The sequence below is a fragment of the Acinetobacter sp. Brlt_5 genome, from assembly GCF_051949055.1.
GTDB lineage: Bacteria > Pseudomonadota > Gammaproteobacteria > Pseudomonadales > Moraxellaceae > Acinetobacter > Acinetobacter indicus.
The window spans coordinates 32329-58669 of sequence record NZ_JAYJLP010000014.1; the positions used below are offsets into that span (position 1 = coordinate 32329).

Consider the following 26341-nt stretch of genomic DNA (forward strand, 5'->3'; position numbering starts at 1 on the left):
ATCTGTGAATGAAGCGGCCAATCGAGGAGAAAAAACGGTTGGATTCAGATTTCTAAAGTTTTTTTAAAACATTCGGGTTAGTGCTATTATAGTCAACGGATCGTAGCGGAGCGATGTCGTAGGTGCAAATTTCACACAAGAACTTTCGTAATATCGGATTGATTGGACGTCCTGGCAAAACTTCGGTCGTAGAAACGCTCAGTTTAATTCATGATCATCTGCTGAATTTAGGCCTGCATCCGGTATTTGATGCAGAAACAGCAGAACTGGTCCCTTATCCGAACACCCAAACCGTCAGCCGCGCCTTGCTGGGCGAAGTGGTTGATCTGGTGATTGTGGTCGGCGGTGATGGCTCGTTGCTGCATGCAGCGCGCGCGCTGGTCAAATACAATACGCCGGTCATCGGGGTAAACCGTGGTCGTTTAGGCTTCCTGACCGATATTAAACCCACGGAAGTCATCTTCAAGCTGGATCAGGTGTTAAAAGGCGAGTTTCAGCTGGACCGCCGTTTCCTGCTGGAAATGGAAGTGCGCTCCAAAGGTGAAGTCATTTATGAAGCGGTGGCTTTAAATGATGTGGTGCTGCATTCCGGTAAATCGGTACACATGATTGATTTTGACCTGAATATTGATGGTCAGTATGTTTATCGTCAGCACAGTGACGGTTTAATTGTATCCACGCCTACTGGTTCTACTGCCTATGCCTTGTCTGGTGGTGGCCCGATTGTGCATCCGAGTATGGATGCGATTGTGCTGGTGCCGATGCATCCGCATACCTTGTCTTCACGCCCGATTGTGGTGGGTGGACAAAGCGAAATTAAAATCCAGATTCGTGAAAACCGTGTCTTGCCAATGGTCAGTGCCGATGGTCAGCACAGTGTTTCACTCAGTGTCGGGGACAGTTTGCATATCCGCAAGCATCCCTATAAGTTAAACCTACTTCATCCACCGGGTTATGACTTCTATATGGCATGTCGTACCAAGCTCGGCTGGAACCAAGATTTTGATTCTTTGCAACAGCAGGATTTATGATGAATATTGAACAGATGCTGGCCGTACTCAATCCTGAAATTGTTGGTCGTCTAAAAACCGCGGTAGAGATTGGTAAATGGCCGAATGGCGTGGCGTTGACCAAAGAGCAGCGCGAAATTTGTATGCAGGCTGTATATGCCTGGGAAATCCAGCATTTACCGGAAACCGAACGCAGTGGTTATATTGACCGCGGCACCAAGGAAGAAGGTGAACAATGTGATGATGATCATCACAAAAATGAAGATTTCCAGCCAATCAAGTTTATTTAAACTTTAAGAGCAGATTCATACAAAAAAGGTAAGCCGCGGCTTACCTTTTTTATTGGCTATTTTCGTGGCTTAAGCATTTAAACGCGCAGCCCAGAACTGCTGTGCTTTGTCCATGGCTGCTGCAAAACTGTCACAGACGCCCATGGTATACAGCGCAATGCCCATGGTTTCCACCACCGCCACTTCACCATATTCATGCGATTGCTGGCCTTCCCAGACGGCTTTAAATACCGCCAGGTCCAGTTCTTCTTCAATCGGGCTGCGGTTATCAGTGAGTTTTGGCAATTCATGTTCATACAGCTCGCCGTTACGAATGCCACAAATTAAGGTTTTGGCATCCGGATTCCGTTCAAACTCGCCGCCTTCACCTTTAATCACCGCACTGTTCAGATAGCCCAGTTTAAACGCCGACTGTTGATGGGAACTGCGATAGGCCGGATGGAAAATGGCCTGCACGGTGGCTTTGGCATTAAAGGGGTTAATCAGCCGGGCAAGAGTATGAATAGGTGAACGCAGGCCCATTACATTCCGTAGTGCAATCAAATCGGCCAGCACCGGAGAAATCACGTCTAAAGGCAGATAGGCAAAATGACGCTGCTGTAATTGCTGTTCGACTTCCGTATCTGACTGGCAGATTGGATAGCCTAAGTATTCCAGCACCTGTTCGGTATAGACCCGGTTAATGGTATGCCCAGCAGCGCCGTGCATGACAATATTAAAACCCTGTTTGGCCAGAGTCAGCGCGGCCAGTAAAAACCACGGATAATGTTTGCGTTTCCCGGCATAGGAGGACCAGTCCAGATCTACATCTAAAGCTTTAAACTGCAACTGGTCACGGGTGGCCTGAACAAAGCCGGCCAGTTCATCGACCGATTCTTCCTTGACCCGCAGCAGCATCAGAAAAGCGCCGAGCTGAACATCCAGTACCTCCTGTTTCAGGATCATGGAAAAGGCCTGATAGGCTTCTTCATAGGTGAGGGAACGTGCACCATTTTTGCCTTTTCCCACAATACGCACGTACTGGGCAAAAGGATGTTCAACGTCTTTATAAATGTTTCTTTTCGTGCTCATGTAACTGCCTGAATCTCAAATAAATGGCGCCGGTCGCTTCCCACAATATACACATTTTCGTGGCTTTTTAAAAACCGTATACTTTGCTCGGATTTAGACTAATGTCTAAGCTGCTTCTGCTTTAAAGTTCGCCAGTTCTCGCTGTTTTTAGCAGCACTACATTTGAATTTTAGGTAAAATTCGCAGCGTTTTATATTGTTTTTTATTTTTACTCATCTCCTGTTCTAAAAAGCCGCTTTTGCGTTTGAGCCTGTTTATTCTGGCGGCTCAAAGTAAGCCCGACTTTTGCTGATGAAAATAAAGCGTTGAATGTTTTGAGCTATCGCTCAAGGCAGTGTATGCCTGTTGTTTTAAAAACAGGCAGAACAGGTCGTGGGTAAAAAATCAAGGGTATTTGTCCTCGGGACAAGAACAAAAGTAGATCTGTTATGGCCAAACAACCTATTTATAAATCCCTGTACTTTCAGGTGATTATTGCAATTATTGCAGGTATTCTCGTCGGTCATTATTCTCCTAGTGGCACACAAATTATTAATGGCGTGGAACAGTATGTTCCAGGTCTGGGTGAGCAGCTGAAACCCTTAGGTGATGGCTTCATCCGTTTAATCAAAATGATTATTGCGCCGGTGATTTTCTGTACCGTGGTGAGTGGTATTGCTGGTATGGAAAGCATGAAATCGGTCGGTAAAACCGGTGGCGTGGCATTACTGTATTTTGAAATTGTCTCTACCATCGCCCTGATTATTGGTCTGGTGGTGATTAACGTCTGGAAACCAGGCGTTGGCATGAACGTTGATCCAGCTTCTTTGGATACCACCGGTATTTCAAAATATGTAGAAACTGGTGAAGCACAATCTACAGTCGAATTCCTATTAAATATCATTCCAAATACCGTGGTCGGTGCCTTTGCCCAGGGTGAAATCCTGCAGGTGCTGATGTTTGCCATCCTGTTTGGTTTTGCCTTACACCGTTTAGGGCCAGCAGGTAAGCCGGTCTTGAAACTGATTGATCAGATTTCGCATGTGTTCTTTAACATTGTTAACATGATCATGAAAGTTGCGCCAATTGGTGCTTTCGGTGCGATGGCCTTTACTATTGGTAAATACGGGATTGGCAGTCTGGCGCAACTGGCGCAGTTAATTATCTGCTTCTACCTGACCTGTGTGCTGTTTATTTTTATCATACTCGGCAGTATTGCGCGCATGACCGGTTTCAGTATCGTAAAAATGATCCGCATGATTCGCGAAGAATTACTGATTGTATTGGGGACCTCATCTTCAGAATCAGTACTACCGCGTATGTTGAAGAAACTGGAAATTGCCGGCTGTGAAAAATCGGTGGTGGGTCTGGTCATTCCAACGGGTTATTCCTTTAACCTGGATGGTACCTCGATTTATTTAACCATGGCCGCAATCTTTATTGCTCAGGCCACCAATACACCTTTAGAACTGCATCATCAGATTACTTTATTGCTGGTGCTGTTGATTTCCTCTAAAGGCGCAGCAGGGGTGACCGGTTCAGGCTTTATTGTGATGGCGGCAACACTGGCGGCTGTGGGTCAGATTCCGGTGGCCGGTCTGGCGCTAATTCTGGGTATTGACCGCTTTATGTCTGAAGCACGTGCCTTGACCAATCTGGTGGGTAACTCATTGGCAACCATTGTTGTAGCGAAATGGGTCGGTCAGCTGGATCAGGAAAAGCTGCAATATGCATTAAATAATCCGGAAGAAATTGACCGCAAGATGGCAGAACAAAACCAGCAATCTGCTTCGGCTTAACAGCAGGGCGGTGACTAAAGGAAGCTTCGGCTTCCTTTTTTTATTACTTGGCAGTCAATAAAAAAGCCGGGAAAAGCCATGACAGTACGCTTAAAAATGCATAGCATGGGGCTGAATGTAAAACAAGAATGTATACCCTACAAGGATCGACTATGCTGGCTTATGATGCAGATTTAGAATTATTCCGTGACAACTTCCGCCGCTTTATGAGTGAACAGATTGCCCCGCATTATGAACAGTGGGAACGGGAAGGGATTATGCCGCGCTCGGTCTGGAACCAGCTGGGTGAAAACGGCTTTTTATGTGTAGATGTACCGGAACAGTATGGCGGCTATGGCGTACCGACCCATTATTCGCTGATGCTGGTGGAAGAATCGGCACGTGCTGGTTATAGCGCACTGTCTACCGGTATTTCCTGTCATTCAGAAATTGCTGCGCCGTATATTTTAAATATTGGTTCAGAAGAACAGAAACAGTACTGGCTGCCAAAAATGGTTAGCGGTGAAGTGGTCGGTGCGATTGGTATGACCGAGCCGGGTGCTGGTTCTGACCTGCAAGCCATGCGCAGTCATGCCATTTTGCAGGGCGATCATTATGTCCTGAATGGTTCTAAAACCTTTATTTCCAATGGCCAACATGCCGATCTGGTGGTGCTAGCAGTAAAGACCGATCCGCAGGCACGCGCCAAAGGTGTTTCTTTATTGCTGGTCGATACCCATCTGGATGGCTTTAAGAAAGGCACCAACCTCGATAAGATTGGCCTGCATGCTCAGGACACCTCGGAATTATTCTTTGATAATGTAAAGGTACCCAAAGAACAGTTACTGGGCCAGCCGGGACAGGGCTTTGCCTATTTAATGCAGGAATTGCCACGTGAACGAACTGCGATTGCCGCCACCGCCTTGGGCGCTATCCGCGGTTCAATTGACATCACCACGCAATACGTCCAGGAACGTCAGGCTTTTGGTCAGAAAATTGGCCAGTTCCAGAACAGCCGTTTTGTTTTGGCACAGGCTAAAATTGATGAGCTGGCCACGGCTGCGTTTTACAACCAGAATGTTGAGCTGTATATGCAGGGAAAATTGGATGTTGAAACCGCGGCAGCACTGAAAAGCTTCTCGACCGATATGCAGATGAAAGTGGCCGATCAGCTGCTGCAGCTGTTTGGTGGTTATGGTTATATGACCGAATACCCAATTTCTCGTTTCTTTGTCGATGCCCGTATCCAGCGAATTTATGGCGGCACCAATGAAATTATGAAAGAGATTGTGGCGCGCGGTTTATTGGGCCGTTAAGTCTATACATCAGACCAATGCAAACACCCGCCCAGCATCGACTGGGCGGGTGTTTTTGCGGGTATGTTTCTGAGACTGATTTTAATGCAGGCTGAGCACATGCAGACTTTCCCGAATAAAAATCGGCAAGTCTGTTGGTGAGCGTGAGGAAATATACAGGTTATTGTCATTTACCACCGCCTCATCAAAATACACGGCGCCGGCATCCATCAGTTCCAGCATCACCGGGGCAATGCTGGTCATACGCCGGCCTTTGACCACGCTGGCATGAATCAGCAGTTGCGGACCATGACAGGTGCTCATAATTGGTTTCTGGGCATTGGCAAAGTTTCGGACAAAATCGACAAAACGCAAATCATCACGCAGTTGCGCCGGAGATTGGCCGCCGGGAATCAGCAGCGCATCAAAATCATGAATGGTCACATCATCTATACTTTGGTCGATGGTCACCGAGCTGCGCCGTTGATAACCATAGACAATATTGCCGGCCTTGTTTTCAACATTTACCACGCTATGCCGCGCTGCACGGAAGGCGTGGATCAATTCTGGATAGTCTGCATCTTCATAATCATGGGTAATCAGCACCGCGATTCTTTTTGACATTATTATTCTCCGAATTGCTTTAAATAAAAGAGTAAAGGGGAAAAAGCAAAATTTCATTGCTGCTTTGTAACCAGTTTTCTTATTTCTTTTTCAAGTTAAAATTTCTGGAATTTTATTCAATATTTATGGGCGTAATTTTCTATGTAAGTAATTATGACGCCTGTTCAGTTTACGCAATAAACTTGTAAAATCCTATCATTATTCATCGAATTCAGATGCAAAAGCTATCGGTTGATTGGAAAAAGACCCTGTTTCATCTGCTTAAATTCGCTACACTCTGGATGGAAAAACAGGCAAAGTGTCGTGACTTGTTCAGAATTATTCATGAGTCATAGCTGCTCAATTGATAAACAGTCTCATAAGTTGCAGAGAGTTTAACCAACTGTTTGTTTTTAAGACTGAATCAATCAAAGTTGTATTGCGCAACATTTGAAAGCTAACTATTGTTATACTGTTTGCATACCGTTTATGAAGGGCGACATAACAATGATCAACGACGATCAAAATACAACGACTTCTCTTGACCTGAACAATATTCGTGAGGAAATTGACTCTGTTGATATGCAGATTCAACAACTGATTAACCGTCGCGCACGATTGGCAGAAGCGGTGGCCAAAGCCAAATTTGCCGCTGAAGAGAATCCGCTGTTTTACCGTCCGGAACGTGAAGCACAAGTTTTACGTAATGTTATGGATCGCAATGAAGGCCCATTGTCGGATCAGACCATGGCGCGTTTATTCCGTGAAATCATGTCGGCCTGTCTGGCACTGGAAGCACCGCAAAGTATTGCCTTCCTGGGGCCTGTTGGGACTTATACCCATTCTGCGGTACTCAAGCATTTCGGTCATGATGCCCTGGTGCGCCCTTTACAAACCATTGATGAAGTCTTCCGTGAAGTAGAAGCGGGCAGTGCGCATTATGGTCTGGTACCGGTAGAGAACTCCTCTGAAGGGGTGGTGAACCATACCTTAGACTGCTTTAAAACTTCGAATTTGAATGTGATTGGCGAAGTTGAATTGCCAATTCATCATCAGTTCCTGATTTCTGCAAATACCCGTAAAGATAGCATTAAACAGATTTATGCTCACCAGCAAACACTGGCACAGTGCCGTAAATGGCTAGATGCACATTATCCTGGGGTGGAGCGTGTGGCTTTAAGTTCCAATGGTGAAGCGGCGCGCCGTATTCGCAATGAATGGCATTCTGCGGCCATTGCTTCTGAAATTGCGGCAACCATTTATGATCTTGAAATCATGCACAGCAATATCGAAGACAACCCGGAAAACACCACGCGCTTCCTGGTGATTGGCCGTGAGAAAGTGCCACAAAGCGGCAATGACAAAACTTCATTGCTGGTGTCTGCACATGACCGTGCCGGGGCCTTGCTGGAAATTCTGGCGCCATTTGCCAAACACAACATTAGTCTAACCAGTATTGAAACCCGTCCGGCTTTACCTGAAAAATGGGCCTATGTGTTCTTTATTGATCTGGAAGGTCATATTGAGCAAGACAATGTTAAAGCTGCGATTGAAGAAATCCGTCCATTGGTGAAAGAAGTCCGTGTACTCGGCTCTTATCCGGCGGCAGTTTTATAAAATTCTCTGGTGGCCGTGTGCGCTGCATGCAGCTGCTTTTCACCTGTAAATCTGGAAGTAAAAAATGTCGTTTGTCCCAGCCAATGAAGGCATCTCTAAGTTAAAGCCATATCAACCAGGTAAGCCGATCAGTGAACTTGAGCGCGAATTGGGTATTACCGATATTGTGAAATTGGCATCCAATGAAAACCCGTTGGGCTGTTCAGACAAAGTCAAAGAGGCCGTGGCTGCCGAGCTGGCAGAAATTGGCCGTTATCCAGATGGTGGTGGTTTTATTTTAAAAGACCAGATTGAAGCACAGTTTGGTTTTGGTCATGAACGGATTACTTTGGGTAATGGTTCAAATGACCTGCTGGAAATGTTTGCGCGTGCTTTTGTGTCCGAGCAAGATTCAATCGTATATAGCCAGCACGCCTTTGCGGTTTATGCGCTGGTGACTCAGGCCATTAATGCGCAGGCCATTGAAGTGCCAGCCAAAGGTTTTTCACACGATTTAGATGCGATGGCTGCGGCTATTCAGGCCAACACCAAGCTGGTGTTCATTGCCAATCCGAATAACCCGACCGGCACCTGGTTTGAAGAAGCTGAATTTGAAGCCTTCATGCAGAAAGTACCGGCCAATGTAATTGTGGTGCTGGATGAAGCCTATGTGGAATACTTCCCGGAAAACTTCAACAGCCTGAAGTATCTGGATCAGTATCCAAATCTGATTGTTAGCCGTACTTTATCGAAGTGCTATGGTCTGGCAGCGCTGCGTGTTGGTTTTGCCTTGGCTTCTGTACAGGTGACTGACTATTTAAACCGTATCCGTCAGCCATTTAACGTGAATCATTTAGCCATGGTGGCAGCCGTGGCAGCGCTGAAAGATGAAGCCTTTATCGAAAAATCACGTGAAGTGAACAAGGCTGGTATGGCGCAGCTGGAAGCAGGCTTTAAAGCACTGGGCCTGAATTATGTACCTTCACGTGCCAACTTTATTCTGGTTGATGTACAGGCTGATCCAGCACAAACCTTTAATGCCTTGCTTAAAGAAGGTGTGATTGTACGTCCGGTTGGTATTCCAAACCATCTTCGTGTATCCATTGGAACAGAAGCAGAAAATGCCAAATTCCTGACTGCACTGGCGAAGGTGTTAGGCCTGGACGCAAAGGCATAAGCCATGACGCAACCCCTGTTTGAAAAAGTCGCTTTTATTGGACTTGGGCTGATTGGCTCAAGTCTGGCGCGTGTGATTCAGGCTGAACAGCTGGCTCACGAGGTGGTGGCATCGACCCGTTCGCAAAAAACGCTACAAGATGCCAAAGCCTTAGGGTTAATTGCTGCCGGTTATAGCGATCCGGTCGAAGCGGTGAAAGATGCTGATCTGGTGGTACTGGCCTTGCCGGTACGTGCCACCGAATACGTATTGCAGCAGATTAAACCGTATTTAAAACCTGATGCAATCCTGACCGATGTCGGCAGTACCAAAGGCAATGTGGTCGATGCAGCCAAAGCGGTGTTTGGCGAAGAGCTGCCTGCCGGTTTTGTGCCGGGGCATCCGATTGCCGGAGCCGAGCATACCGGCGTCCATGCCGGTAAGGTTGATTTATTCGCCAATCATAAAGTGATTTTGACTCCATTACCGACCAGTGCGGATTGGGCGGTCAATAAACTGATTCAACTGTGGGAAGCAGCCAAAGCGGAAGTGATCTGTATGGATGTGGACAAGCACGATGAAGTGCTGGCACATACCAGTCATCTTCCGCATTTAATGGCATTTAACCTAGTGGAGCAACTGGCTAACCGGGAAGACAATTTAGATATTTTTCGCTATGCTGCAGGCGGCTTTCGTGATTTCTCGCGAATTGCAGCCAGTGATCCACAAATGTGGCACGACATCTTCTTTGCCAATAAAAAGGCAATTTTGAATGCAGTCGATGGCTTTGAACAACAGCTGGCAATCTTGCGCCAGCTGATCGAACAGGAAAACTCGCAGGCTTTAATGGGCCTGCTGGGACATGCTCAAGCAGCGCGTCAGCATTTTAATCATATGCTGGCCAAAAAACCGTTGATGGAGAACAATAAAGTGACACAACAATTTACGATTTTACCGGGCTCTAAAAATTTCCAGGGTAAATTTACTGTGCCAGGTGATAAATCTGTGTCACATCGTTCAATCATGTTTGGTGCAATTGCAGAAGGCACCACCCATGTCACCGGCTTTTTGGAAGGTGAAGATGCGCTGGCGACCTTGCAGGCTTTTCGCGATATGGGTGTCAGTATTGAAGGCCCGAAAAATGGTGAAGTGACCATTCATGGTGTTGGTATGCAGGGCCTCAAAGCTCCAGCCGGTGCACTGTATATGGGGAACTCTGGCACCTCCATGCGTTTGCTGTCAGGCATGTTATCGGCGCAGGCCTTTGATTCGGTGATGACCGGTGATGCATCCTTGTCCAAGCGTCCAATGGAGCGTATTGCCAAGCCATTACGTGAAATGGGGGCGCAAATCCAGACCACAGGTGAGCGTGGTACGCCACCGGTGTCAATTACGGGCAGCCAGCAGTTAAAAGGCATTCAGTACGATTTACCAATGGCCTCTGCACAGGTGAAATCAGGAATTTTACTGGCCGGTTTGTGGGCCGAAGGTGAAACTGCAGTAACTGAACCGGAACCAACCCGCGACCATACCGAGCGTATGCTGCGTGCTTTTGGTTATGAAGTGAAAACCGAAGGTAACCGTATTTCCCTGCAAGGCGGCGGTAAACTGGTGGGAACCAATATTCAGGTGCCTTCAGATATTTCATCTGCAGCGTTCTTTATGGTGGGCGCGGCCATTACTGAAAATGCCGATGTCACTTTAGAAGCTGTGGGCATTAACCCGACCCGTACTGGCGTGATTGAAATCCTCAAACAAATGGGTGCAGATATTACTGTATCCAACGAGCGTATTGCCGGTGGTGAACCGATTGCCGACATTCGTATTCAGGGCAGCCGTACCTTAAAAGGCATTCATATTCCGGAAGATCAGGTGCCACTGGCGATTGATGAATTCCCGGCGCTGTTTATTGCAGCAGCCTGTGCGGAAGGTCAGACTGTATTGACTGGTGCAGCTGAACTTCGCGTCAAAGAATCTGACCGGATTCAGGTGATGGCAGATGGCTTGAAAACCATGGGCATTGACTGTACCCCAACTGAAGATGGCATCATCATTGAAGGCAAGGGCAAAGCAGGTGACTGGTCGCCTGTGTTCACCGGCGGTGAAATTGAGTCACATCATGACCACCGTATTGCCATGAGCTTCTCGATTGCCGGTTTACGTAACTCGGAAGTAATTAAAATTGTGGGTACAGAAACGGTCGCGACCAGCTTCCCGACCTTTAACCAATTGACCGCTCAGGCCGGTCTGCAGATTGAAGTGACCGAATAAAGAGAAAAATAACCCAAAACAGCCAAGCTTTTGCTTGGCTGTTTGCTTTATATTGCTTATGCTAAAAATACAACAAGAACAGCAGTAGGGTCGTTTATGAAAACACTCCAGTTTACCGCACAATGTGATAACAAGGCCGAATTACAGGACTGTAAGATTGCCCAGAACTATGTGGCAGATTTGCTGGCCCGACAGTTAAACCAGCACGGCTTTGAAACCCTGCCGCAAAGTGGCGCACAAATTGCGGTTAGTGTGGAAGATCATCCTTTGCCCTTAAGCGTGAGCTGTGAAAGCCGCGATGCCGAAGGACGACTGGTGTGTGAAATCCTGTCTTATCCGGAAGAAGAGCAGGACTGGTTTGACCGGATTGAATCGCAAAGCTTGCTAAATCAGCTGGCCCAGGCGGTCGAGCAGACCTTAAAACAGGATGAAAACTTTACGGCCTTTGAATGGAAAAATTAAAACAATCCCAGATTGGAATTGCGAAGCCATTTCGTCTGTATCCATTTTAAAATTAACAGTACCGTCACTGATCTCCTCCCATAAAAAAACCCATCAGCAGATGGGTTTTTGTCTTTAGCCTAAGGCCAGGAAGCGGGTAATTGCAATCCGCAGCTGTTTTAAATAGCCGGTAAAGAAATGGTTGGCACCCGGTAAAATGGTAACCAGATGACGCTGTGGTTTGGCCCAAGTAATCATGTCCGAGAGCAGGGTCACATCATCAGCTTCGCCATGAATAAACAGGATGTCACCTTTAATTTCAGGAGTTACATAGTGACGTACACCAGCTACTGTCGCAGTCGGCAAGCCGCATAAAATGGTCTGTTTTGGCTGTAATTCAACCGGTAGCGCTGCATAACTCTTTGCCATCACATGCGCACCAAAGCTGAAACCGCCGGCATAGAACGGCAGGCCAATGTGCTGGCTGCGCGCATATTTGATGACTTCTAGAATATCGTCCGTTTCGCCAAAGCCTTCATCATGCACACCTTCACTCTGGCCTGAACCGCGGAAGCTTGGGCGATATACCACGCAGCCGCGCTCAAGGTACATTTGTGCTAATAATGCAGGAACTTTGTGTTGCGGGGTGCCGCCTTGCAATGGATGGGGGTGGCTGACAACCGCGAATCCTTTCACTTCACCCTGTGGATAATCTACGAAAACTTCAATTCGACCCACAGGACCTGGAATGAAAATTTGCTCGGACATAAGATAATCGAATAATGGCAGGAGAATCGATTATTTTACCGATTATGTTTAGGAAAAACACAGATTGGCATTAAAATAAGCTGACTGTTATAGTTTGATTAATTATTTTTTAACCACTTTTTGATCAGGATGTGTATGCTCGCCTTAATTTCTCCTGCTAAGACTTTAGATTATGAATCTGCATTACCCACCGACAGCCACACCTTACCAAGACTATTAGCGCATTCACAAGAACTTATCGACGTTAGTCGTACGCTATCTGCTTCAGAAATCGCCAATTTAATGAGTGTGAGCGAAAAAATCGCCAATTTAAACGTAGAACGCTTCCGCGACTGGCAGGCCGATTTTGATTTTTCCAATGCGCGTCAGGCGCTGTTTGCCTTTAAAGGTGATGTCTATACCGGTCTGGATGCCTATAGCCTGAAGGATCAGGACATTGATTATGCACAGCAGCATTTGCGCATGTTATCAGGTCTGTATGGCTTATTGCGCCCGCTGGATTTAATGATGCCGTATCGTCTGGAAATGGGCACCAAGCTGAAAAATCCGCGTGGCAGCAATTTGTATGAATTCTGGGGCACCATCATTACTGATCTGATCAATGAAGATCTGGCTGCGGCCAAGTCTGAATTGCTGGTGAATATCGCTTCGGATGAATATTATAAATCGGTGAAAGAAAGCAAGATTCAGGCAGAAATCATCAAGCCGGTATTTTTAGACCAGAAAAATGGCAAATATAAAGTCATCAGCTTCTATGCCAAAAAAGCCCGTGGCCTGATGGCACGCTATATCATCGAAAATAAAATTGAACGCGCTGAAGATTTAAAAGGCTTTAATAGCGATGGCTATTATTTCGATGCTGACAGCTCCCTAAAAGGTGAGCTGGTGTTTAAGCGAGATGAGCAAGCCGCATAAACAGGGGAGTGCGTGCCATGCAACCAGAACTTGCTGATTTTCAGTTGTATTGGCAACGCTGCGCTCAGCAGTTTTCTCTGAATCGCTGCCAGACGCAGCAGCTGTATGCGCGGCTGCTGGCGGCCTATAGTGAGCCACAGCGGCACTATCATGGCGTGCAGCATATTCTGGAATGTCTGCAGCATTTCGACCAGATTCGGGCGCAATTACAGCAGCTATCGCTGGTCGAGCTGGCGCTCTGGTTTCATGATGCCGTTTATGACCCTAAAGAGCAGGACAATGAAGCGCAAAGTATAGTGCTGTGCCAGCAGTTATGCGCAGATTTTTTAACAGCAGCACAACTCGAAACCGTGAGCCGCTGGATTCTCGCGACCCGGCAGCATCAGCCCAGTGATGAGCCTGACTTAAATGCCTTGCTGGATATTGATCTGGCGATTCTGGCTGCGCCGCCAGCACGTTTTGCTGAATATCAGCAACAGATTCATCAGGAATATGCCTGGGTCGAGCAGAATCTTTATCAGCCCAAGCGCCGTGCGGTATTGATGCAGTTTTATCAGATGCAACCGCTATATCAGACCCGGTATTTCCAGCAGCATTATGAAGCACAGGCCAAACACAATCTGGCCCAAGCCTTGTCTGCAGCGGGCGAATTAGCATCGTGATGGTTTATTCACCCACTAAAATTCAGGCATAAAAAAAGGCAAAGTCAGACTTTGCCTTTTCCATCTTGTCACAAGATTAGTGGTGATGACCGCCAACACCGTGTACGTGACCGTGGTCTAACTCTTCTTGAGTCGCTTCACGGATTTCTACGATTTCAACTTCAAAAGTCAGGTCTTGACCAGCAAGCGGGAAGTTGGCATCAACGATTACGTTTTCGCCTTCAACTGCTTTAACCGTTACGATCTGTACGCCATCATCAGTTTGTGCTTGGAACTGCATGCCAGGCTGAATGCTGTCTACGCCTTGGAACATTTGCGCTGGAACTTCTTGAACCAGGTCAGGGTTGTATTCGCCATAACCTTCAGCAGCAGGTACGTTTACAGTGAATTTTTCACCCACAGTTTTACCTTCTAAGGCTTTTTCAAGACCAGGGATGATGTTACCCGCACCATGCAAATAGGCAAGTGGTTCACCTTGAGATTGGTCGAGAGTTTCACCCTCTGCGTTAGTCAATGTGTAGTGGAAAGAAACCACGAGGTCATTTGCAATAGCAGTCATGTTATAGATCCATTTAGTTTTCTAAGGGTACATCATAAAGTGAAAAGGCAAATTTGTTGAATACTTTTACTCAAAAAACTCACATTTGGCTTTTTTATGACATTTTCCCAGATATTGGGGCAGTCGATAAAATTTCAATGCAATTTTATTTTAGGGCCAATTTTTCTGCCGAGCATGTCTTTGGCGGTCAGCACCCCGGCATGGGTATAGCCATGAATGGTGGCCTGATGCAGCCGGTATAAAGACACATACATCGACTTGGCGACTATGCCCTGTACATTGACCCGACCGAGTAATTCACCCACGGCCGTATGCTGGCTTAAAGAAATCAGCGAGCCTTTGTCGGAGAATTTAAACATCGGCAGTGGTTTCCCATTCACGTGCTGGCTCAGGGCACGAACCAGAAAGCTGGCCTGCTGACTGGCCACCTGCGCACGCGGACCCAGCACCGGTTCATCGGCTTTGGGTTGACAATGGGCACAATCGCCAAAGGCAAAAATGTTGGGGTCGGTATAAGTCTGTAAGGTGGCATAGACTTTTAAACGGTGCAGATGATCTTTTTCAAAATCATCCCACTGTTTAAAAATTTCCGGGGCCTGAATTCCGGCAGCCCAGACTTTAATTTCTGCTTCCAGTGGATTGCCTGCAGCAAAATAAACCTGTTCTTCATCGACCTTGGCCACCCGATGCTGGGTCAGCACTTCAATACCAAAGCGCTCCAGCTGGACTTGGGTATGCCGGGAAATTTGCTGCGACAGCGCTGGTAAAATCCGGTCGGCAGCTTCAATGAGCGTAATCCGAACCTGCTGCGGGTCAATCCGGTTTAAACCATATTGGGCAAAGGTCTGTTTGGCCTGATACAGCTCTGCCGCCAGTTCAACACCGGTGGCACCGGCGCCGATAATGGCAATATTCAGGGCACGGCTTTGCGGCTGATTTTGGGCTTCTAAATACAGGTGCAGCAAGTCCTGATGAAACACCGTGGCTTGGGGCAGACTGTCCAGAAAATGACAGTGCTGTTTCACCCCTTCGGTATGAAAGTCATTGGAAGTGGAACCCAGCGCCAGCACCAGTGTGTCATAATCCACGTCGATCTGCTTCGGTGGCTGTTCTTTTTTGGAAAATTGCGGTGCCTGCAACTGAATCTTTTTCTGGGTCCGGTCAAGGCCAACCAGTGTGCCTAATGTAAACTGATAATGATGCTGGGCAGCATGGACAAAATAGTTGGTTTCTTCCTGATGCGGATTGAGCGTGCCGGCTGCAATTTCATGTAGCAGCGGTTTCCAGATATGGGTCAGTTTCTGATCGACCAGAGTAATCTGTGCTTTGCCCGATTTACCCAGACGATGACCGAGTTGGGTAGCAAGCTCCAGACCGCCGGCGCCGCCACCGACAATCACAATATGATGTAAGGCTGACATGATGAACCTATATTGTTATTTTTAATGCAAGAACAGGCTCAATTTATGCCATCTCCCGGTCAGGAAAATGGCTCAGATTGTTCGACAACTTACATCATGTAGCATTTCCACTGTGCTTGTTCACATGATTAAACCAGCGGATAAGTTTTGGCTGCGGTTTCATCCTTGGAGGAAAAGCTAAACAGGCTTTTTAGCCAGATCAGCAATTTTTCAAACAGGCTGGCTTCGGCAATATGTACTTCTTCTTCCAGATGAATGGTATTGATCAGGCGGTTATTCTGATAAACATGCACAGTGGCCAGCTGCATCACCTGTGCCAGCGGGGCCGTCAGTAATTTTTCTTTTAGCTCGACATTCAAATGGGTTTCGGTCTGGGTTAAAGGTTCAATCAGCCGGGTTTGACCGAAGGCATCGTTAACAAACAGGCGCTGCTGGGTCACATCAAACTGTTTTAAATCAATCGCGCTATTTTCGCCATATAAAGACGTGGTGACAATTTTCGGTTGCTGCACTTCAACCTTGAACATTTTCAGGGTCGACTTTACCACTGGCAACTCAGCAATCAGCTGCTTGTTTTTTAAAGCCACTTCGTTGCGGGTGTAGGCATAACTGATGTTCATCAGTTGCTGGGCAATTTCAGCGCGTTTAAATGCACTTTTGGCACCCAAAACCACCACAATTAAACGCCGGTTCGGATCATCAAAATTCTGGGTGAGACGGTTGGCCGTCAGTGCCAGGTTATAACCGGCGGCACGGGTATAACCGGTTTTCAAGCCATCCACCGTTGGGTCCTGTTTGAGCAGAATGTTAGTGGCGCGGTGATAACGCTGGTTATAGGTAAAACTGGTCTGTTTGGAATAAGCGAGATAATCCGGAGTGTCATTGACGACCGCCTGTGCCAAACGGGCCAGATCGGCCGCGGTAGAATAATGTTCCGGCATGGTAATCCCGGCCGGATTCTGGAAATGGGTATTTTGCATTCCCAAGGCCTGTGCTTCCTGATTCATACGTGCCACGAACTGCGGTACGCTGCCAGAAATCCGTTCGGCCAGGGTTAAGGCGGCATCATTGGCAGACATCACAATTAAACCGGCTAGTAGCTGATCAACAGAAATCTGCTCACCTTCTTTCAGGTACATCTGGGATTCATCCCACATCACCTGTTTCACCACCGACGTTGCGGTCAGCACATCTGCCACGTTCAGCTTGCCGGCCTGAATGTCCTTGAGCACAATATAGGCCACCATCATCTTGGTCAGCGAGGCCGGGGCGCGCTGAATCTGGCTATTGTGTTCTGCAATGACCTGACCCGATTGTGGATCAAGCACGGTCCAGGCTTCTGCTTCAACCGTTTCAGGATTAAAAGATAATAAGGTGGCATGCGCAAGCGAGCTGCATAGCCAGCACAGCAGCGCAATCAGGTAGATGACACGTTTCAAGGGGATTCCTTTTTTAACCAGTCCGTTGGTCATAAACATAAAAATTTTAGGCATGCTATGCTTTTTTTTGCCGCCTGACTAGCGATAATTTTCGACAATGAAGACGACTGCGCATTGCATGACAAAAAAATGTTAAGCTAATTGATAAGTTATCTCTTTGATCTTTTATATCGCCCATTATGTTGCATTATCAAATCGAATTTGACGATTATCGTCAGCATCTTATTCATGTCACTTTGCGCTTTTTGGCCAATCCGACACAGGTTCTAGCTTTACCGACCTGGATTCCGGGCAGCTATCTGATTCGTGAATTTTCCAAACATATTGAAGCGGTCAAGGCTTATGATGAAGCCGGGCGTATTTTAAAAATCCAGAAATTTGAAAAGAACAAATGGCGTTTGTTTAATACCGATCATGAACTGATTACGGTGGAATATGATGTTTATGCCTACGACCTGTCGGTGCGTGGTGCCTATGTTGATCAGACCCGGTTATATGTCAATCCGGCCTGTGCCTGTTTAGGACTGGAAGGTCAGGAAGATAAAGCGATTGAAGTCGAAGTGTTCCTGCCAAACGAACTGAAACATTTCCAGCTGGCGACCGGACTGGTGGCCAAAAGTCTGGTGAAAGGGCGTTATACCTTAAAAGCCAAAAACTATGCCGAACTGATTGATGCGCCGTTTGAGCTGGCCGAGCAGACCCGTTTTAGTTTTGATGCAGCAGGCATTCCACATGAATTTGTGGTGTCGGGCAAACATGCCATGAATGCTGCGAGAATGCAGCAGGACCTGGAAAAAATCTGCGCCACTGAAATTGCCATGTTCGGTTCTGCACCGTTTCAGGATTATACCTTTATGACCATGGCGACCGGGAACAGTTATGGTGGTCTGGAGCATCCAAACAGTACCAGCCTGATTACCCCGCGCGATGACTTGCCAAAAGCCAATGAGCCGGAAGAGCCGTCGAAAGAATATCAGCGTTTTCTGGGGCTGTGCAGCCATGAATATTTCCACTCCTGGCTGGTGAAATTTATCCGTCCGGACAGCTTTGTCAATTATGACCTGAACCGGGAAGGTTACACCTCTTTGTTGTGGATTTTTGAAGGTTTCACCTCATATTATGATGACCTGATTTTATTACGCAGCGGTGTGGTTAATCAGGAGTCTTATATTGCTTTATTAAAAGCGCAGATTGACCGTTATTTGCAAAATCCGGGTCGGGCAATCCAAACCGTGGCTGAATCAAGCTTTGATGCTTGGGTGAAATTCTACCGTCAGGATGAAAACTCCAACCATGCCGGCACCAGCTATTACAACAAGGGCTGTCTGGTGGCCTTATGTCTGGACCTTGGTTTACGTCTGCGTGGCTCCAGTCTGGATGCGTTAATGCGCAAGCTGTATGACAATGCGCAGCAGGGGATTCAGGTGCATGAGCGCACGATTTATGAATTGTGTCAGGAATTAACCGGTGATAGCTGGGCTGAACAGATTAACCATCTGATTAACACCACCGAAGAATTACCGCTGGATCAGCTGTTCCCGGAATTTGGTCTGAGCTACAGCTTAAAAAATGACAAGCGTTTGCCATTGGGGCTAAAACTGGCCGATAAACCGGAAGGCGTACTGGTACAGGTCGCACGCCGTGATGGTCAGGCAGCGCAAGCCGGTCTGTCGGCGCATGATGTAATCATTGCCATTGATGGCCTCAAAGCCAGCAGCAAACTGATCGAACAGTATGCCAAACAGAGCGGCAGCTTTACAGTACATGCTTTCCGCCGTGATGAACTGATGCAGTTTGAAGTGAATGCAGCAGGTTCTGAACTGACTGAAGTTGAATTAAAAGTTGAAGATCAGGCCAAACTGGATCGCTGGTTAAAAGTGTAAAATCACAGTCTGAAATCTATACTATAAAAAACCGATGCTCAGGCATCGGTTTTTTTATGCAGATCTATCGTCATAAACCCTATCGTAATCACACCTTATTTGATGATCAGGCGGGAAGTACCGCGAAACTCCGCCACAATCTGCTGCTTCTGGTTCGTGACCCGAATATCATAAATGCCGCTGCGGCCACTGCTGGCTTTATGTTCTGCCACCGCAGTCAGGGTATCGCCGAGCAGGCCCGGTTTTAAATAATGAATACCGCAGTGCTGACCCACCGCCGGATGTTCGCCGGTGTTGCAGGCAATGGCAAAAGCCGCATCCGCCAGCGCAAAAATCACCGCACCGTTACAGGTTTGATGGCCTTGTAAATGCTGCTCGGTAATTTTTAATTCAATCTGTGCGCTGTGTTCACCAAACGACACCAGATGGGCGCCCAGATGCTGCATTAATCGGTCCTGATGAAACATGGGATTAACTTGCTGATCCATAGCAGACTCCTTTTTTAAGATACGTTTTATTTTAAATTTAAAATTATGTGAATCATAAATAGCATTGTGATGCTGAAAATACAAGCAAAAAAATAAGGCCCCGTTGGAGCCTTATTTTCATCGTCTATTCAACGCATCTTTGCAACAGCTTTTTTAGCTGAGCAGATGCCAGCCCCATTAACGGGCACGACGACCACGTGATTTGGTGTTGGGACGGGTGGTGCCATTGGTCTTGCGACGTGGCTTTTCACCTTCTTCCATTTGCCAGATGCGTGGTGTGCCGGATTTTTTCTTGGCGGTACCATCTTTGTTGACTTTTTTCTGCATCGGTTTGCCACCAGTGCCGCCCGGTTTCTTCACATAAGAACGTGAGCGATACGGCTGTTCGGCTGGTACATCTTTAAAGTCGCTATAGAGCAGTGGTTCAATTTCACGGGTTTCACCCGGTTGCAGGCCCAGCTGAACCAGATCAATCGAACCGATTTTGGTGCGAATTAAACGCAAAGTTGGGAAGCCGACCGCAGCGGTCATGCGGCGCACCTGGCGGTTACGGCCTTCACAAATTGAAATTTCAGCCCAGGAGGTCGGCACCGAAGCACGGTAACGTACCGGCGGATGACGTTCCCATAACCACTCCGGTTCAGCCACTTTAATCGCTTTGGCCGGCAAGGTCATGCCATCATTCAGTTCTACACCTTTACGCAGCTGTTCCAGCGCTTCTTCGGTAATGTCACCATCGACCTGGACCAGATAGGTTTTAAACTTTTTATTGGCCGGGTTGGTAATAAACTGGTTTAAACCGCCATGATCGGTCAGGAACATTAAACCTTCTGAATCCATGTCCAGACGACCGGCAATCCGTAAATCCGGATCATCAATGAAGTCGGCCATGGTTGGGTGCTTTTCATCGGGACGAAACTGCGACAGCACATCATAAGGCTTGTTAAGAATAACTATTTTCACTGTAACCTGCTAAAAAATATAACAAAATCTGGGTGTGGTTCTTATGCTACCTGTAATAAAACCCGGCATGGGAGAGAAAGGGTGACAATGAGCAAAAAGAAGGTCCACAATATCCGGCTACTATAGCAGATTCTGTCTGATCTGCCTGAACTTTATGGCAAAGCTGAGCAGATGATTTTGATTGGAAATGTAAAACTTGCTGAGATATGGCACAGGATATATGCCGATTTATTAAGCACAGAAATAAGGCCATTTCCCTTATAAATCCCGGGCTGGTTAAATTTTGATTAAACTGAAAAGATCATCGAGTTAAAAATACAATTAAGCAGACAGCCAAAAAAGACCGGTGCCGGGCAAGAATAGTATGGATTTGCCCGCCCACCAATCACAGGGAGTAGCAAGGATTATGGGTTATCAGAAAATCGTCGTGCCTGCAGATGGCAGCAAAATTACGGTAAATGCAGATTTATCCCTGAATGTGCCGAACAATCCGATTATCCCTTTTATTGAAGGTGACGGGATTGGGGTGGATATTACCCCGACTATGAAAGCCGTGGTGGATGCGGCAGTACAAAAAGCCTATGGTGGCAAACGTGCGATTGAATGGATGGAAGTGTATTGCGGCGAAAAGGCCAACAAGATTTATGGCACCTATATGCCGGAAGAAACCTTTGAGGTCTTGCGTGAATTTGTGGTGTCGATTAAAGGGCCGCTAACCACACCAGTTGGTGGTGGGATCCGCTCATTGAATGTGGCCTTGCGTCAGGAACTGGACCTGTATGTCTGTGTGCGTCCGGTACGCTGGTTTGAAGGCGTGCCTTCACCGGTGCAACATCCGGAACTGACCGATATGGTGATTTTCCGGGAAAACTCGGAAGATATTTATGCCGGGATTGAATGGAAAGCCGATTCACCGGAAGCGAAAAAAGTCATTAAATTCCTGAAAGAGGAAATGGGTGTCACCAAAATCCGCTTTGAAGAAAACTGTGGTATTGGGATTAAACCGGTCTCCAAAGAAGGCACTCAGCGTCTGGTGCGTAAAGCCATCCAGTTCGCGATTGATAATGACAAGCCGAGTGTGACCTTGGTACATAAAGGCAACATCATGAAATATACCGAAGGCGCCTTTAAGGAATGGGGGTATGAAGTGGCGCTGGAGCGTTTTGGCGGCGAATTGATCGATGGCGGGCCGTGGGTGAAGCTGAAAAATCCGAAAACCGGCAAAGAGATTATGATTAAAGATGTAATTGCCGATGCCTTTTTACAGCAGATTTTAATGCGCCCGGCAGATTATTCGGTCATTGCCACCTTAAACCTGAACGGGGATTATATTTCCGATGCACTGGCGGCAGAAGTCGGCGGGATTGGCATTGCACCGGGAGCCAATATTGGCGGGGCAATTCATATGTATGAAGCCACCCATGGCACTGCGCCAAAGTATGCTGGGCAGGACAAGGTCAATCCGGGGTCGATTATTCTGTCTGCGGAAATGATGCTGCGCGATATGGGCTGGACTGAAGCGGCCGATCTGATTATTCGGGGTGTATCCGGTGCGATTGCAGCCAAAACGGTGACATATGATTTTGAACGCCTGATGCCAGATGCCACCTTGCTGCGCTGCTCTGAGTTTGGTCAGGCGATTATTGACAAGATGGACCAATAAAACGCTATCTATTTGATGCAACCGCCCGCGTTTAACGCGGGTTTTTTATGCCTTATCTTCTCATCCATTTGTGTCAATGTAATGACAAGTAACCACAGTGATGCTTTGGGTGACTAAGGTAAAATAGTAAAACTATTTTCACTTAATTTGTAATGGATAATCCTGTGCCCAATTACATTGAGGCAATTTGATACAGCTTATGACTTGGGCAAAAAACAAAACCCGGTAGAGTAATACCTGTACATATTGTGCGACATATCGAACTGATACAGGAGTGATATGAAATGGCTAATCAACAAAACCAGCAGAATCAACAGAATCAGCAAAACCAACGTCAACAAAATCAGCAGCAGAATGACAATCAACGTCAACAGCAGCAACAGCCTCAGCAACAAAATCAAAAACAGAAAAACCAACGTCAGCAATGATGTCGCACCCCCAATTTAAAAACTTTTTCATCGCCTAAAGGCGCATATAGGTTTTTAAATTGATTTACTGACAAAGGCTCTCATGATGAGAGCCTTTGTCATATCTATATAGCCCATGACGATCTAGATCGGAAAGCAGCAGAGGAATCATCTCCAAACCCAGATCAGCAAAACCTGTACAAAAACCGTGTTTTATCTACCCCTGAGCAGACCTTAAGATCAAGTCATCCCTTGATGATGCAGGTGCCATGAATATCTTGATTTCTAAACGGCTCGCCGGTCTAACACTTGGCATGAGTTTGAGTGTGCTGCTGGTCGGCTGTCAGCCACCGCCTTCGGGTGATGCCGCCGGTATGCGCTATCCGATGCTGTATCTGAAATTGCAACAGCAGGAATTCATGGCGCCTTTACCGGTCCCGGTAGAAGGTGTGCAGGCCAGGCAGATCAGTGATACCTGGGGTGCGGCGCGCAGTGAAGGGCGTCGGCATGAAGGCACTGATATTTTTGCCAAACGCGGCACGCCGGTACGCTCGACCACGGCTGGAATTGTATCGCGGGTGGGCACCAACAACCTTGGGGGTAAAGTGGTCTGGGTGATTGGTCCGGGCTTAAGCCATCATTATTATGCGCATTTAGAGGATTATGCAGCGGAGATTCAGGAAGGCGACTGGATTGAAGCCGGTGAAATCATTGGTTATGTCGGTAATAGCGGCAATGCTCAAAATACACCGCCACATTTGCATTATGGGATTTATCTCAGTGGTCAAGGCGCCGTGAATCCTTATCCCTATTTGGTACAAGAGCTGACCGATGAATAAGCTAAATCAGTTTACCTCGGCTGTGGAAACCGGTGTTTTGGTGGCCGGCAGGCTGCAAATAAAATATAGATTTCCCAGTGCCAGAACCGCACCGGCCAGTAAAAACTGCTGCGGATAAGACCAGCCGGCGACTTGTAAGCCGCTAAAGCTTAAGCCTCCTATCAGCTGCGCGCTGGCAAAGCATAAAGTGGCCATGCCCCATAACTTTTTATAGGCTAGGCCATAGAGCTGGAGCAGGGTATAAGAGGTCAGAAACACCACCGCCGGATTCAGCAGGCCGGTAAAAAAGGAAGACAGAAAAGTCATCACTGACCAAGGCGCGATTGCCGCTAAAATGGCCGCCACATACAGGCAATACAGGATTTTCAAGGCTTTGAAATTGCCGAGCTGTTTTGCCAGAAAATAGGCACAGGCCGCTCCGCAGGCACTGCCCAGACCATATAAAATCCAGTGGCTATTGATCCTGAACAGGCTGAGTTGTTGCACCTGACTTAAATAGTCAATCCAGAAGAGTGAGTGTGGTACATAGGAAAACGCGCTACAGCTATACACCAAGAGCAGGCTGGCAAAGACCTTTTTATTGATGGGCACAGCAGCAGCGCTTTGAGGCTGGCTTTGGATGTTAACCGGTAGGGCTTTGGGTTTGAGCAGGATTAAACCCAGACTGCACAGCACGGCAAAGGCACATAAAATCAGCCAGGCGCTTGAGGTGGAGATATGATCTAAATAGGGCAAAAATAATGTGGCGAGCAGCACACCAAGTCCGATGCCACTAAAACCAATCACATTAATTTTAAACCGATGCTGCAATTCACAGTGCTGCGCAACCACGCTCGGCGCCAGAATCATCAGCCAGCCACCGCAGATGCCGGACAATATTCGCCAGAACAGATACCAGCTGCCCTCAAAACCGGCGAACGCACAGCAGAATAAACTTAAACTGCCGAGAAAGGCCGCGGCCTGAATCCAGCTTAATAGCTGCCGGTTTAAGCGCATGGCCCAGACCGCACCAATTAAATAACCGAGTAAATTGGCGCTGCCTAACAGGCTGGCAAACTCGCTACTCCATTCAAAAGCCAGACGGGTACTGGGTAATAAGGCGGTATAAGAAAAACGAAAAATACCGATACCTAAACAGGTGGCCAGCAGTAAAAACAGGCTGAGGCGGCGTTGCTGTGCATCCATGCAGATTCCTTGCGCTTTTTATTATGCGTAAAATATTGTTGTATGGCGCGCGGGCTATTACAGTTGCGCGCTGATCTGGCCAATTTGTTTGCTAATCTAACAACTGTTTATTCCACTGAAACCGGCTGACCAATGCTATAAAAATGCCCGCCGGCAATATGGTGGATACTTTTCCATTCATCGGCCACTTCATGATAATACCAGTGCCCGTCACGAAATACCCGCTGATCGGCATAGGCTGCAATGACTTTACCTATAAACAGGTCATGGGCTTGCTGGTTGTGCGGCTCCGGAATGAGTTCACAGATCAGCCAGGCGGCGCATCCGGCCACTGTCGGCACAGGAGAATGCTCAAACTGGAACAGCTCGACCCCACAGCGGTCCAGCTTGTTCGGCTCCTGAAACAGGCTGATGCTTCCCAGTTGATGCACCATCCTGAGCTGTTTTAAGGTCGGCACCTGCAAGGCAAAATAACCTGACTGTTCAATGATGGCACGGGTTTTGGTGCTTTTATCCAGCACTACCGTAACTTTGGCAGGATTAAACTCAAGCGCACAGGCCCAGGCTGCAGCCATGACATCGGTTTCCTGCTGATCTTGCGCAGACACCAGCACGGTCGGACCATGATTAATCAAACGATAGGCCTTTTCCAAAGGTACGGCTTGCAGATCAGCAGGGAGCGTCATATTTTTTTATTCCTCAATCAGAGATCATTCCAGAGATATGCAGGAAAACAACAATTCTGCATTGTACCGGGTGTTAAAACTTATATCATTGATGCATGCTTGGGAAAAAGCACAAAATACAGCGGGAGACAGATTCATGAAAATGTATCAGGTTGATGCATTCACAACAGCATTATTTAAGGGAAATCCGGCCGCAGTAATAGTGGTCGAAGACTGGCTTGATGACGCTTTAATGCAGAATATTGCACTGGAAAATAACCTTTCCGAAACTGCCTTTGTCAAGCCGATGGATGCTGAAAATTTCGAGATTCGCTGGTTTAGCCCCACAGTTGAAGTCGTTTTTTGCGGCCATGCCACTTTGGCCAGCAGCTTTGTACTGTTTAAGGATTATACCCGCGCCAAAACCATTCATTTTCATGTCAAAAATTTAGGTCTTTTTATTGTCACGCAAGATAATGATGGCAAAATCCGCATGAATTTTCCAACCCGTGTGCCGGTACTGCAAGATGAATTTCCGGCGCAATTGCTGGATGTGATTGATCAGCCGGTTAAGGAAGTCTATTTAAATGCACAGGCCTATATTCTGGTACTGGAATCTGAGCAGGCAGTGTTAGCCGCCCAGCCCGATCTGGCCAAAATCCGGCAGATTGCAGAGCTGCATCAGGTCAGCACCGCAATTACCGCGACAGACCTAGATGTGGCCTTGACCGCGCCCTCTCAGGACTATGACTATATTGCTCGCTACTTTGCCCCGCATAAAGGGATTGATGAAGATCCGGTGACTGGTTCCATGCATACCGGTCTGGCGCCGTTATGGGCAGAAAAAACCGGCAAAACTGAACTGGTGGCTTATCAGGCTTCGGCGCGAGGTGGAATGCTGTACTGTGCCTTACAAGCAGAGCAGCGTATTGAAATTTCCGGTTATGCCAAATTATATCTGGTGGCCGAGTTATTTTTAGATTAAAACAGAACA

Annotated in this window: 25 protein-coding genes; 14 read left to right on the forward strand and 11 right to left on the reverse strand. The window is 47.2% G+C overall.

Translation table 11 applies throughout. The features are described from left to right. Nucleotides 1-122 precede the first annotated feature (122 nt). Nucleotides 123-1031 (forward strand): NAD(+) kinase, encoded by a 909-nt coding sequence (locus VF685_RS10305; protein WP_005179018.1) that lies wholly within the window; start codon nucleotides 123-125, stop codon nucleotides 1029-1031. Continuing rightward, nucleotides 1031-1300: a YeaC family protein gene (locus VF685_RS10310; protein WP_005179016.1), complete on the forward strand. Its 270-nt coding sequence runs from the start codon at nucleotides 1031-1033 to the stop codon at nucleotides 1298-1300. Before VF685_RS10305 ends, VF685_RS10310 begins: the two co-directional genes overlap by 1 nt. Nucleotides 1301-1369: 69 nt before the next feature. On the opposite strand, the gene VF685_RS10315 is transcribed toward VF685_RS10310, so the two are convergent. Next, entirely contained in the window at nucleotides 1370-2371 is a 1002-nt protein-coding gene (locus VF685_RS10315) for a glycosyl transferase family protein (protein ID WP_160241175.1), read from the reverse strand. Between the two features lie 428 nt (nucleotides 2372-2799). Here VF685_RS10315 and VF685_RS10320 point away from each other — a divergent pair, with 428 nt between their 5' ends. After that, entirely contained in the window at nucleotides 2800-4149 is a 1350-nt protein-coding gene (locus tag VF685_RS10320) for a dicarboxylate/amino acid:cation symporter (protein WP_005179011.1), read from the forward strand. Between the two features lie 152 nt (nucleotides 4150-4301). Next, nucleotides 4302-5444 (forward strand): acyl-CoA dehydrogenase family protein, encoded by a 1143-nt coding sequence (locus VF685_RS10325; protein WP_104495098.1) that lies wholly within the window; start codon nucleotides 4302-4304, stop codon nucleotides 5442-5444. Between the two features lie 81 nt (nucleotides 5445-5525). On the opposite strand, the gene VF685_RS10330 is transcribed toward VF685_RS10325, so the two are convergent. Beyond that, a complete protein-coding gene (locus VF685_RS10330) occupies nucleotides 5526-6047 on the reverse strand; it encodes a type 1 glutamine amidotransferase domain-containing protein (RefSeq protein WP_163141659.1) in 522 nt (173 codons plus the stop codon). 486 nt (nucleotides 6048-6533) lie between these two features. Between VF685_RS10330 and pheA the strand changes: the two genes are divergently transcribed. The 4 genes from pheA to VF685_RS10350 all read left to right on the forward strand — a co-directional run bounded on the left by pheA (nucleotide 6534) and on the right by VF685_RS10350 (nucleotide 11511). Then, a complete protein-coding gene (pheA, locus tag VF685_RS10335; RefSeq protein WP_005179005.1) occupies nucleotides 6534-7643 on the forward strand; it encodes a prephenate dehydratase in 1110 nt (369 codons plus the stop codon). 64 nt (nucleotides 7644-7707) lie between these two features. Then, nucleotides 7708-8799, forward strand: a complete 1092-nt coding sequence (gene hisC, locus VF685_RS10340; RefSeq protein ID WP_075166937.1) for a histidinol-phosphate transaminase — start codon at nucleotides 7708-7710, stop codon at nucleotides 8797-8799. A gap of 3 nt (nucleotides 8800-8802) precedes the next feature. Then, nucleotides 8803-11049: a bifunctional prephenate dehydrogenase/3-phosphoshikimate 1-carboxyvinyltransferase gene (locus VF685_RS10345; RefSeq protein ID WP_163141664.1), complete on the forward strand. Its 2247-nt coding sequence runs from the start codon at nucleotides 8803-8805 to the stop codon at nucleotides 11047-11049. 96 nt (nucleotides 11050-11145) lie between these two features. Then, nucleotides 11146-11511 (forward strand): hypothetical protein, encoded by a 366-nt coding sequence (locus tag VF685_RS10350; protein WP_016659168.1) that lies wholly within the window; start codon nucleotides 11146-11148, stop codon nucleotides 11509-11511. A gap of 114 nt (nucleotides 11512-11625) precedes the next feature. On the opposite strand, the gene VF685_RS10355 is transcribed toward VF685_RS10350, so the two are convergent. Then, nucleotides 11626-12258: an alpha/beta hydrolase gene (locus VF685_RS10355; protein WP_005178998.1), complete on the reverse strand. Its 633-nt coding sequence runs from the start codon at nucleotides 12256-12258 to the stop codon at nucleotides 11626-11628. 135 nt (nucleotides 12259-12393) lie between these two features. On the opposite strand from VF685_RS10355, the gene yaaA reads away from it, so the two are divergent. Next, the gene (yaaA, locus tag VF685_RS10360; protein WP_005178997.1) at nucleotides 12394-13173 is read left to right on the forward strand and encodes a peroxide stress protein YaaA; all 780 of its coding nucleotides are present in this window, start codon (nucleotides 12394-12396) and stop codon (nucleotides 13171-13173) included. A gap of 17 nt (nucleotides 13174-13190) precedes the next feature. Then, complete coding sequence (locus VF685_RS10365) at nucleotides 13191-13835, forward strand: HD domain-containing protein (RefSeq protein ID WP_242911817.1); 645 nt, start codon at nucleotides 13191-13193, stop codon at nucleotides 13833-13835. A 76-nt stretch (nucleotides 13836-13911) separates the two neighbouring features. On the opposite strand, the gene slyD is transcribed toward VF685_RS10365, so the two are convergent. The 3 genes from slyD to VF685_RS10380 form a co-directional block, all read right to left on the reverse strand. Further along, entirely contained in the window at nucleotides 13912-14394 is a 483-nt protein-coding gene (gene slyD, locus VF685_RS10370) for a peptidylprolyl isomerase (RefSeq protein WP_005178991.1), read from the reverse strand. A gap of 134 nt (nucleotides 14395-14528) precedes the next feature. Beyond that, on the reverse strand, nucleotides 14529-15815 hold the full coding sequence (locus VF685_RS10375; RefSeq protein WP_163141670.1) for an NAD(P)/FAD-dependent oxidoreductase: 1287 nt from the start codon (nucleotides 15813-15815) through the stop codon (nucleotides 14529-14531). Between the two features lie 128 nt (nucleotides 15816-15943). Continuing rightward, on the reverse strand, nucleotides 15944-17254 hold the full coding sequence (locus tag VF685_RS10380; protein ID WP_286385167.1) for a D-alanyl-D-alanine carboxypeptidase family protein: 1311 nt from the start codon (nucleotides 17252-17254) through the stop codon (nucleotides 15944-15946). 179 nt (nucleotides 17255-17433) lie between these two features. Between VF685_RS10380 and VF685_RS10385 the strand changes: the two genes are divergently transcribed. Continuing rightward, on the forward strand, nucleotides 17434-19137 hold the full coding sequence (locus VF685_RS10385) for a M61 family metallopeptidase (RefSeq protein WP_163170254.1): 1704 nt from the start codon (nucleotides 17434-17436) through the stop codon (nucleotides 19135-19137). Nucleotides 19138-19232: 95 nt separating this feature from the next. Here VF685_RS10385 and paaI read toward each other — a convergent pair whose 3' ends face one another. Together paaI and VF685_RS10395 are read right to left on the reverse strand one after the other, a co-directional pair. Then, complete coding sequence (gene paaI, locus VF685_RS10390; protein ID WP_005178971.1) at nucleotides 19233-19625, reverse strand: hydroxyphenylacetyl-CoA thioesterase PaaI; 393 nt, start codon at nucleotides 19623-19625, stop codon at nucleotides 19233-19235. Between the two features lie 177 nt (nucleotides 19626-19802). Continuing rightward, nucleotides 19803-20588, reverse strand: coding sequence for an rRNA large subunit pseudouridine synthase E (locus VF685_RS10395; RefSeq protein ID WP_045794865.1), 786 nt, complete (start codon nucleotides 20586-20588; stop codon nucleotides 19803-19805). 406 nt (nucleotides 20589-20994) lie between these two features. On the opposite strand from VF685_RS10395, the gene icd reads away from it, so the two are divergent. Next, nucleotides 20995-22251 carry an NADP-dependent isocitrate dehydrogenase gene (gene icd / locus VF685_RS10400; RefSeq protein ID WP_440203628.1) on the forward strand — a complete coding sequence of 419 codons (1257 nt, stop codon included), beginning with the start codon at nucleotides 20995-20997 and terminating at the stop codon, nucleotides 22249-22251. 288 nt (nucleotides 22252-22539) lie between these two features. Here the strand turns inward: icd and VF685_RS10405 are convergent, their stop codons facing one another. Beyond that, nucleotides 22540-22710, reverse strand: coding sequence for a hypothetical protein (locus VF685_RS10405; RefSeq protein ID WP_168379929.1), 171 nt, complete (start codon nucleotides 22708-22710; stop codon nucleotides 22540-22542). A gap of 217 nt (nucleotides 22711-22927) precedes the next feature. On the opposite strand from VF685_RS10405, the gene VF685_RS10410 reads away from it, so the two are divergent. Next, complete coding sequence (locus VF685_RS10410) at nucleotides 22928-23497, forward strand: M23 family metallopeptidase (protein WP_286385170.1); 570 nt, start codon at nucleotides 22928-22930, stop codon at nucleotides 23495-23497. Nucleotides 23498-23503: 6 nt separating this feature from the next. Here VF685_RS10410 and VF685_RS10415 read toward each other — a convergent pair whose 3' ends face one another. Next, nucleotides 23504-24682 (reverse strand): YbfB/YjiJ family MFS transporter, encoded by a 1179-nt coding sequence (locus VF685_RS10415; RefSeq protein WP_286385171.1) that lies wholly within the window; start codon nucleotides 24680-24682, stop codon nucleotides 23504-23506. Between the two features lie 107 nt (nucleotides 24683-24789). Next, nucleotides 24790-25368 carry a flavin reductase family protein gene (locus VF685_RS10420; RefSeq protein WP_286385172.1) on the reverse strand — a complete coding sequence of 193 codons (579 nt, stop codon included), beginning with the start codon at nucleotides 25366-25368 and terminating at the stop codon, nucleotides 24790-24792. A 136-nt stretch (nucleotides 25369-25504) separates the two neighbouring features. On the opposite strand from VF685_RS10420, the gene VF685_RS10425 reads away from it, so the two are divergent. Further along, nucleotides 25505-26332: a PhzF family phenazine biosynthesis protein gene (locus tag VF685_RS10425; RefSeq protein WP_286385173.1), complete on the forward strand. Its 828-nt coding sequence runs from the start codon at nucleotides 25505-25507 to the stop codon at nucleotides 26330-26332. Nucleotides 26333-26341 lie beyond the last annotated feature (9 nt).

Bases quoted from the DNA above. Each gene is read 5' to 3' on its own strand.
- VF685_RS10405 (WP_168379929.1), bottom strand. From the start codon at position 22,710: ATGAAAAAGTTTTTAAATTGGGGGTGCGACATCATTGCTGACGTTGGT.
- VF685_RS10375 (WP_163141670.1), bottom strand. From the start codon at position 15,815: ATGTCAGCCTTACATCATATTGTGATTGTCGGTGGCGGCGCCGGCGGT.
- VF685_RS10355 (WP_005178998.1), bottom strand. From the start codon at position 12,258: ATGTCCGAGCAAATTTTCATTCCAGGTCCTGTGGGTCGAATTGAAGTT.
- VF685_RS10310 (WP_005179016.1), top strand. From the start codon at position 1,031: ATGAATATTGAACAGATGCTGGCCGTACTCAATCCTGAAATTGTTGGT.
- VF685_RS10420 (WP_286385172.1), bottom strand. From the start codon at position 25,368: ATGACGCTCCCTGCTGATCTGCAAGCCGTACCTTTGGAAAAGGCCTAT.
- VF685_RS10350 (WP_016659168.1), top strand. From the start codon at position 11,146: ATGAAAACACTCCAGTTTACCGCACAATGTGATAACAAGGCCGAATTA.
- icd (WP_440203628.1), top strand. From the start codon at position 20,995: ATGGGTTATCAGAAAATCGTCGTGCCTGCAGATGGCAGCAAAATTACG.
- hisC (WP_075166937.1), top strand. From the start codon at position 7,708: ATGTCGTTTGTCCCAGCCAATGAAGGCATCTCTAAGTTAAAGCCATAT.
- slyD (WP_005178991.1), bottom strand. From the start codon at position 14,394: ATGACTGCTATTGCAAATGACCTCGTGGTTTCTTTCCACTACACATTG.
- VF685_RS10315 (WP_160241175.1), bottom strand. From the start codon at position 2,371: ATGAGCACGAAAAGAAACATTTATAAAGACGTTGAACATCCTTTTGCC.
- VF685_RS10385 (WP_163170254.1), top strand. From the start codon at position 17,434: ATGTTGCATTATCAAATCGAATTTGACGATTATCGTCAGCATCTTATT.
- VF685_RS10330 (WP_163141659.1), bottom strand. From the start codon at position 6,047: ATGTCAAAAAGAATCGCGGTGCTGATTACCCATGATTATGAAGATGCA.
- VF685_RS10410 (WP_286385170.1), top strand. From the start codon at position 22,928: ATGAATATCTTGATTTCTAAACGGCTCGCCGGTCTAACACTTGGCATG.
- VF685_RS10425 (WP_286385173.1), top strand. From the start codon at position 25,505: ATGAAAATGTATCAGGTTGATGCATTCACAACAGCATTATTTAAGGGA.
- VF685_RS10365 (WP_242911817.1), top strand. From the start codon at position 13,191: ATGCAACCAGAACTTGCTGATTTTCAGTTGTATTGGCAACGCTGCGCT.
- paaI (WP_005178971.1), bottom strand. From the start codon at position 19,625: ATGGATCAGCAAGTTAATCCCATGTTTCATCAGGACCGATTAATGCAG.
- VF685_RS10345 (WP_163141664.1), top strand. From the start codon at position 8,803: ATGACGCAACCCCTGTTTGAAAAAGTCGCTTTTATTGGACTTGGGCTG.
- pheA (WP_005179005.1), top strand. From the start codon at position 6,534: ATGATCAACGACGATCAAAATACAACGACTTCTCTTGACCTGAACAAT.
- VF685_RS10320 (WP_005179011.1), top strand. From the start codon at position 2,800: ATGGCCAAACAACCTATTTATAAATCCCTGTACTTTCAGGTGATTATT.
- yaaA (WP_005178997.1), top strand. From the start codon at position 12,394: ATGCTCGCCTTAATTTCTCCTGCTAAGACTTTAGATTATGAATCTGCA.
- VF685_RS10415 (WP_286385171.1), bottom strand. From the start codon at position 24,682: ATGGATGCACAGCAACGCCGCCTCAGCCTGTTTTTACTGCTGGCCACC.
- VF685_RS10325 (WP_104495098.1), top strand. From the start codon at position 4,302: ATGCTGGCTTATGATGCAGATTTAGAATTATTCCGTGACAACTTCCGC.